Source organism: Polaribacter marinus, from assembly GCF_022662535.1.
Classification (GTDB): domain Bacteria; phylum Bacteroidota; class Bacteroidia; order Flavobacteriales; family Flavobacteriaceae; genus Polaribacter; species Polaribacter marinus.
In genome coordinates this window covers 1-6,380 of record NZ_JAKQYM010000028.1, presented here as the reverse complement: position 1 = coordinate 6,380, position 6,380 = coordinate 1, and the positions used below count along the sequence as shown (strand labels likewise).

Genomic DNA, 6,380 nt, shown 5'->3' with positions numbered 1-6,380 from the left:
ATTTTTCAATTTGTGACAGATGTTTTTCGGTTGGTTTGAAGTTTGTTTCGTAGTTCATTCTCACATTACACACAACGTGTTTGTATAAGATTAGTTGCGTGTTTTAAGTACTAAAGTTAGGAAATAAATCACAGATAGAAAGTCCGCGAGGACTTTCGTAAATAGGCTAAAACCAGCAATTAATTTTATACGGTGTTGTACATAGTTTTATATTCCCTCAAGAATGTCTTTCTCTTTCTCAATTTTTATTTGACGCTCTATTTCTTTTATTTCAGTTTTAGACTTTTCATAATCAAGAAGATATGAGTTGTTGCTTGAACTAGTTTCAATTCGGGAAGAAATAATCTTATTACTTACAGCATTAAATATTTTTGGATTGTTAAATAAACAATCTGGCTTATCATCTATAAATAAAATTTCTTTAGATGGTAATTTAATATTAAGCTCCTTTTGTTTATCGTTTCTTTCTATTTTTTTTGTGTATTTACTACCTTTATTACCAATAATATTGATTATTTCTTGATCAAAAGAAATTGCAATTAATGACATAATTGGTTTTTTTTCAGCTGTAGATATATTAATATTATTTAAAGTAAATTCTCCTATTTTCCTTTCTGAATCATCGTGAAATTTTTTAACCCAATCACTTATGTTATCAACATTTTGCTGCATACCAAATAAAATTCCAAATGTTATTGATTGTCGTCGTCTTATTTCTTTTGTTGAAATTTTACAGGATTTATATGAATTATCACTATAATAAATAAACTTCTTTAAAAGTGGAAGTAGTATTGTCTCACTAAATATTTGAGGTTCTAGTTCAGATATGAAATCTATAATTTGTAAGTAATTACTTTTTTGTGATTCATAAATTTTTTGAACAATTTCTTTTTTCTTCGGATGACTACAAATATATTCAGCTGTAAAATAATCTTGTACAGATTTGTGAGACCATTTTAAATTTTGACCATCTCTTACAAATAAAGGAACATTCAGTTCTAAATCCTCAGAATAACTTAATTCTTTAAATTCTAAATTAATACTTTGATTTACTTCTTTCAAATATGCTATGAGTTGAATATCTGTATATTCAGTTTTAGCAACTTTTGAAGTATTAAAAGCTAATCTTCTTAAAACCAATCTAAAATCGTGAATATCTAAGCCAGATTTTTTATTACGTTTATATCCATCTTTAGACAAATCGTGATGTTTGTATAGTGCAGAATAAACTTCATCATAGAAAGTTGATTTTTTTGAAGGAATATCTTTGTTATAAGTATATGTTTTATATAAAAGTGATACTAAAAAAGGGTTAGTTAAAAATTCTTTTACTTGTGAAAATTTAATTTCAATACCTTCTTTTAATTTTTCTGAAAGATGATTATTATTTACAGAATCATATTTATCTATTAATTCAAATGATTCTTTTTTTGATAGTGGATTAATATTAAATAATTGAAAATCTCCAAATGAAGTAAGTTCCGAATCTGGTCTTGAAGTTAGGATATACCAATTTTCAGGAGCTTTAGAAGTCAAACTTTTTATATCCTGAATTACCGTTTGTCTTTCATTATATTCTATTTCATCAAAACCATCGAAAAGTATAGTAAAAGAACCTAATTCTAGGAATTTCAGAATTAAATTTTTATCAAATGATTTATCGATAGGATTAATTTGATTAAAAATTTCATCTAAAAGAGTATGTCTTTTATTTATTCTTTTAAGCTCAATAAGTATTGGGATTGAAATAGATTGTTCGATAATAGAAATAGAAATCCATTTCATTAATGTTGATTTACCCATACCAGCATTGTCTGAAATCAAGATTCTTTTATATTTTGTTATAAAAGATTCTTCAAATGATGAAATCTTATAATTACCTCCATTTTTAGAGGAATTTAATGTTATTGGTTGGTAAATATTTTTTATTTGAATTTGTTGATTTGGAAATACTAAAATATTTAAGTTCGAACAATTTCTGTATGTTCTAAAAAGATATTCTTCAAATTTATTCTCAAAATAATTATCAAATACTTTATTGTTAGTTTGTTGTTTTTTCAACCAAGATTTTAGTTGTGCAACTTTTGGCGAGATTAAAGTTGATATTATGGGTTCAACAAATGGTTTTGCTATTATAGCTATATCTTTAATTTCGTTTAATTCCATTTTTTCTTAAATTATGTACAACGTTGTTGTATATTGAAAGTTGCGTTTAAAGTGAACGGCTATTTTCCGAAGGAAAATGGACGTTTACAAAAATGCGACTAGTTTTGTTAAGCACTAATTTAGCAATTTTTACTATACGGTGTTGGCATTTCGTTTTTTTTTCAGTTTATAATTCCGTAATATTATTTTCTGATTTTCATAAATTCAACATTGAGTGAGAGTTCCGAAAAGTTCATAATTCAGCGTTTGAGTGAAAAATCCTTAATCTTTATTTTTCGTATTTCTCTAAATTCTACAAACTTGCTAAATTTAGAGAAAGAATTCCTCTTGTTGTTTTAGATATCTGAGTTTAAGTGAATTCAAACGTCTTATTTAGTTCAATTCTAGCATAAAAAGAAGAGAGTCTGTTTAATACTTTCAAATATTAAATCGGACCATTAACTGGTTCTGTTACTGGTTCTTCAAAATCACAAGAGACTTCCTGAAAATTGTCAATAAAAGGTGGTTCATTTCCACTTGGATTATTTGGATTGTAATTAGGATTCGATACAGGAATATTTACCATTTTAGTACAATCGTCTTCACAATTCAATAATGAAGTTAGAATAATTGTTAAAGCCAAAATTTTCGTAATGTTTTTTATTAATTTCATTTTGTTCCTTTTTTTTTTAAAAGTTCGAGTTATCAATGAATGCCAACGTGTTTGTATAAGCTTTGTTGCGTTTGTTTAGCAGTAAAGTTACTGAATAATTACTGACCAAGAAAGTCCGCGAGGACTTTCGCAAGTGAGCAAAAATCCAGCAATAAAGTTTATACGGTGTTGGCTATAGTTTTATTTTCTTCAAATTATTAAAATCAACAAATTCTGTTTCTACAGTTTTATAAACTCTATAAATTTTTCTAATTTTTGTCTTTCGTAATTTTTCCACAATAGAATTAATTCTTGATTCAGGTATTCCTTCGTCTATAAATAGAGAATAATAAATATTCATTCTAATCCATTGTTTGAACGTAAATCTTTCAGTGTGTAAATCGTTATATTCATTCATAAAGTATGGACTTAAATCAAAAAGGATTTTTTCTAAATCGTTTTCCAAATTCTCCAAGTTTTCAGAGTATTCAGATTTTATTTTTATTATTCCATTTTTATTTTCTACAAAAATTTTGAGTCCATATTTATTTTCAACTCCTTCAAAGTCCAAATCTGAATTATCTTCTAAATTTATGATCACATTATTTTTTTTAAAGATAAAGTCAGTAAAATTTTCAGCCTTGATAAATTTAAATTCAAATAATGAATCTTTACTTGTTTTGATGAATAAAGTATCATTATGCAATTTGTATTTCAGAGAATTATTTTTAATAGAATCGTTAAAAACATCTTTAAATTCATAAATAATTTCTTTTTCATTGGCTTTCCACTTTGCTTTTGTAGAAGTTAATTCCCAAATATTTAAAGAATCTTGAGTAAATTCAAGTTGTCCTGTTTCTCTAATATCATACCATTTTCCTAATATTTTTTTTTCAAATTTATTTCTCCCACAAGAAATTAGAATTAATAAAGTTAATAAAATGGTTAATTTGGATTTCATATTTTAATTATAGCCAACGTTGTTGTATAAGGAAAGTTGCGTTTTTTGTGTGCGAGGAATTTCCGAAGGAAATTCAGAAGTAGCAAAAAATGCAACTAACTTTAGTTAAGCACTAATTTAGCAATTTTTTTTATACGGTGTTGTACACTGCTTTATTCGTTTTTTAATTCCCAAATATTTCCTTTTTTGGTTTCATACTTTATAATTCCTTCAGAAATACTCCAATAAACTTTATTAATTCGACTAATTCCTTTTGTTTCTGTTTTTAAGATTATAACATCATTGATAGTTTTTTTCCCATTTTCAAGCTTTTGTTTTTCCAATTTCTCAAAATTTTCTAAATAAAATTTACCGTTTAGATTTTCGATTTTCAGATAAGAGTCTGAATTTTTTCCATAACCAGCATTAATTGAAACCAAAAAATTATTTCCAGTTTCTGCTTTTATAGTTTCATTAAAATATAACTGCGGTCCATCAGGAATAAATTTCTTCAAATCAGAAATTGTAATTGTGTCAATTAAATTCAAACTTTTATTTTCAAATATTAAAATATCTCCTTTTTTATATGGCATATATTTCAATTCCTTTTCAGTCAAATATTCCTTACATGAACAAATGGAAAATAATATTATTAAAAGTAGAATTGTTTTTTTCATTAGTTGTGTACAACGTGTTTGTATATGGTTTGTTGCGTGATTAAGCAACTAATTTAGCAAATTAAAACCGAATAGAAAATCAGCGAGGATTTTCGTAAGTAGGCTAGGACTAGCAATAAATTATATACGGTGTTAGCCATCTGGCATTATTCCGATTTACAAGTAAATTTAATATTCAAATTTCTAATAAATTCAAAATCATCTATCCACTTAACATTCATATTGTCGCAAACGTGAGGAATTTTAATTTTCGTTTGTTTTTTAAAATAGTCTTTAGTTTCTTTTGTAACTACGATTGCATTTTCTTTCATAGCGTGTGCAATAACCCAAGGGTCAGCTTTTGAGTGAATTCCGTTACTTGAAACTAGGTATTTATGATTTGGATTAGATGAATATATTTGTTTTAGATGATTTGTTACTTCTCCATCAATTTTTCTAATTGGAATATCACTTTTCTTTAACCACTCTGATAGATTATCTTCTCCACTCTCAATTTCTTCGTACACTAATTCTGGAATAAATATTATTCCTTTTTTACCTAAATCATTTAATACTTCCCAATACGATGGACAAATTTCGGGTGAGTAATATTTTTGCCAAGCTTGAATTAGAATGTTAGCATCAATACAGTAAACTACTTTTTCATTTTTAAACATTAGGCAAGTAGTTTTTCGAATTTTTGAAATTTGTTTATCTGAGTATTAAGCAGATTACTAGCAATTGAAGGTGATAGTGAGCCATTATTAAAAGAGTCCATCACTATTCTTGTAAATAGTTTACTGTTTTTGTTTAAACGAAGTAAATAAGCATCAGGACCTCCTTTTCGTTCTTTTTGTTTCTCTTTTTTAATTTTTTCTCTTTCTAAAAACTTTTCAAATTCATTTTGAGCATCTTGTTTTAAAGACTTGTATTCTGATTGAGAAATTAAATTTAAGTTTAATGCACGAACTAAAAAAGCAAACGAACTTATTCCAAGTTCTTTTGATTGTTTAAAAATCTTATTATTTGACTCAAAAGTATCATTTCCAAGTTGAGTTATTAATTCTTTAGGCATTAATGCATTGGCTGCAACTTGGTTGCAAAACAACTCTACAGGATGAAATTTTGATTTTGGTTTGTCTGTAAAATCAATTTCTATTTCATTTGACACACCTGATTTTGCTATCCAAATGTGAGCTAATTCGTGGACAAGCGTGAAAAGCTGTGGTGCATTCCAGTTTTTTGAGTTTACAAAAACAAATGGTGCATATTTATCGGCAATTGCAAATCCTTGAATTAAATCTCTATCTAAGACTAATCTTGAGTGTAAGAAACTTGCACGAGAAATAAATATTCCTGCACTTTCTGCTTTATCTATCCATTCAGAAATAGGTGTTTTTTTATAATCACTCGGATTAATCTTTAAAGTGTCTAAAATGTCTTTTGCAACAACCTCTGGATTATCGTTAATAGAATACTTACCAACAAATGGAAGTGTATTTTCTCCTATTTCTTCAAATAGTTGACTTATCCAATTTTGTTTTTCTTGAACTTCTCGGATTATAAATAAAGAAGCAGTATCTAATTCCTGAGAGTCATCTCTTCTATAGTCTTGAAGTGGATGAAAATCTTTTGGTACTTCAGGCAAGAAAAATAACGAAAAAGGTCTTCTAAAACTTTTCGCTAAGATTTTCGCTTGTCGAATAGTTGGAAAATCAATTCCATCTTCCCAAGTTAAATATCTTTCGGGTGATACAGAAATTTTTTTGGCAGCATCTTCCACAGAAATTTTAGCGGACTTTCTAGCCCACTTTAATATTTCAGATGTTATGAATGCTTTATCAGCCATTATTTTTTTCTACAAAGGTAAAATTTTAAATTGGAACGTAATTTTTTTTTTGCTTGTGGCTAACGTGTTTGTACAGGATTAGTTGCGATGTTTAAGCACTTAAGTTAGTAAATAATTACTGGCAAAGAAAATCCGCGA

Annotated in this window: 6 protein-coding genes; all 6 read right to left on the bottom strand. The window is 27.0% G+C overall.

From position 1 onward, the window contains the following. Positions 1-207: 207 nt before the first annotated feature. The 6 genes from MC378_RS14985 to MC378_RS14960 all read right to left on the bottom strand — a co-directional run bounded on the left by MC378_RS14985 (position 208) and on the right by MC378_RS14960 (position 6,242). Entirely contained in the window at positions 208-2,166 is a 1,959-nt protein-coding gene (locus MC378_RS14985; RefSeq protein ID WP_242179617.1) for an NACHT domain-containing protein, read from the bottom strand. Between the two features lie 424 nt (positions 2,167-2,590). Next, positions 2,591-2,818 (bottom strand): hypothetical protein, encoded by a 228-nt coding sequence (locus MC378_RS14980; protein ID WP_242179616.1) that lies wholly within the window; start codon positions 2,816-2,818, stop codon positions 2,591-2,593. A gap of 172 nt (positions 2,819-2,990) precedes the next feature. After that, positions 2,991-3,758: a hypothetical protein gene (locus MC378_RS14975; RefSeq protein WP_242179615.1), complete on the bottom strand. Its 768-nt coding sequence runs from the start codon at positions 3,756-3,758 to the stop codon at positions 2,991-2,993. 152 nt (positions 3,759-3,910) lie between these two features. After that, entirely contained in the window at positions 3,911-4,414 is a 504-nt protein-coding gene (locus MC378_RS14970; RefSeq protein WP_242179614.1) for a hypothetical protein, read from the bottom strand. Positions 4,415-4,560: 146 nt separating this feature from the next. Next, positions 4,561-5,070: a DUF4411 family protein gene (locus MC378_RS14965; protein ID WP_179314801.1), complete on the bottom strand. Its 510-nt coding sequence runs from the start codon at positions 5,068-5,070 to the stop codon at positions 4,561-4,563. Beyond that, positions 5,070-6,242, bottom strand: a complete 1,173-nt coding sequence (locus tag MC378_RS14960) for an XRE family transcriptional regulator (protein WP_179314802.1) — start codon at positions 6,240-6,242, stop codon at positions 5,070-5,072. The genes MC378_RS14965 and MC378_RS14960 overlap by 1 nt, the downstream gene beginning before the upstream one ends. Between the last annotated feature and the right edge of the window lie 138 nt (positions 6,243-6,380).

What these genes read in the sequence shown, in the direction of transcription:
- MC378_RS14980 (WP_242179616.1), bottom strand. Translation starts at nt 2,818, where the DNA reads ATGAAATTAATAAAAAACATTACGAAAATTTTGGCTTTAACAATTATT.
- MC378_RS14970 (WP_242179614.1), bottom strand. Translation starts at nt 4,414, where the DNA reads ATGAAAAAAACAATTCTACTTTTAATAATATTATTTTCCATTTGTTCA.
- MC378_RS14985 (WP_242179617.1), bottom strand. Translation starts at nt 2,166, where the DNA reads ATGGAATTAAACGAAATTAAAGATATAGCTATAATAGCAAAACCATTT.
- MC378_RS14965 (WP_179314801.1), bottom strand. Translation starts at nt 5,070, where the DNA reads ATGTTTAAAAATGAAAAAGTAGTTTACTGTATTGATGCTAACATTCTA.
- MC378_RS14975 (WP_242179615.1), bottom strand. Translation starts at nt 3,758, where the DNA reads ATGAAATCCAAATTAACCATTTTATTAACTTTATTAATTCTAATTTCT.
- MC378_RS14960 (WP_179314802.1), bottom strand. Translation starts at nt 6,242, where the DNA reads ATGGCTGATAAAGCATTCATAACATCTGAAATATTAAAGTGGGCTAGA.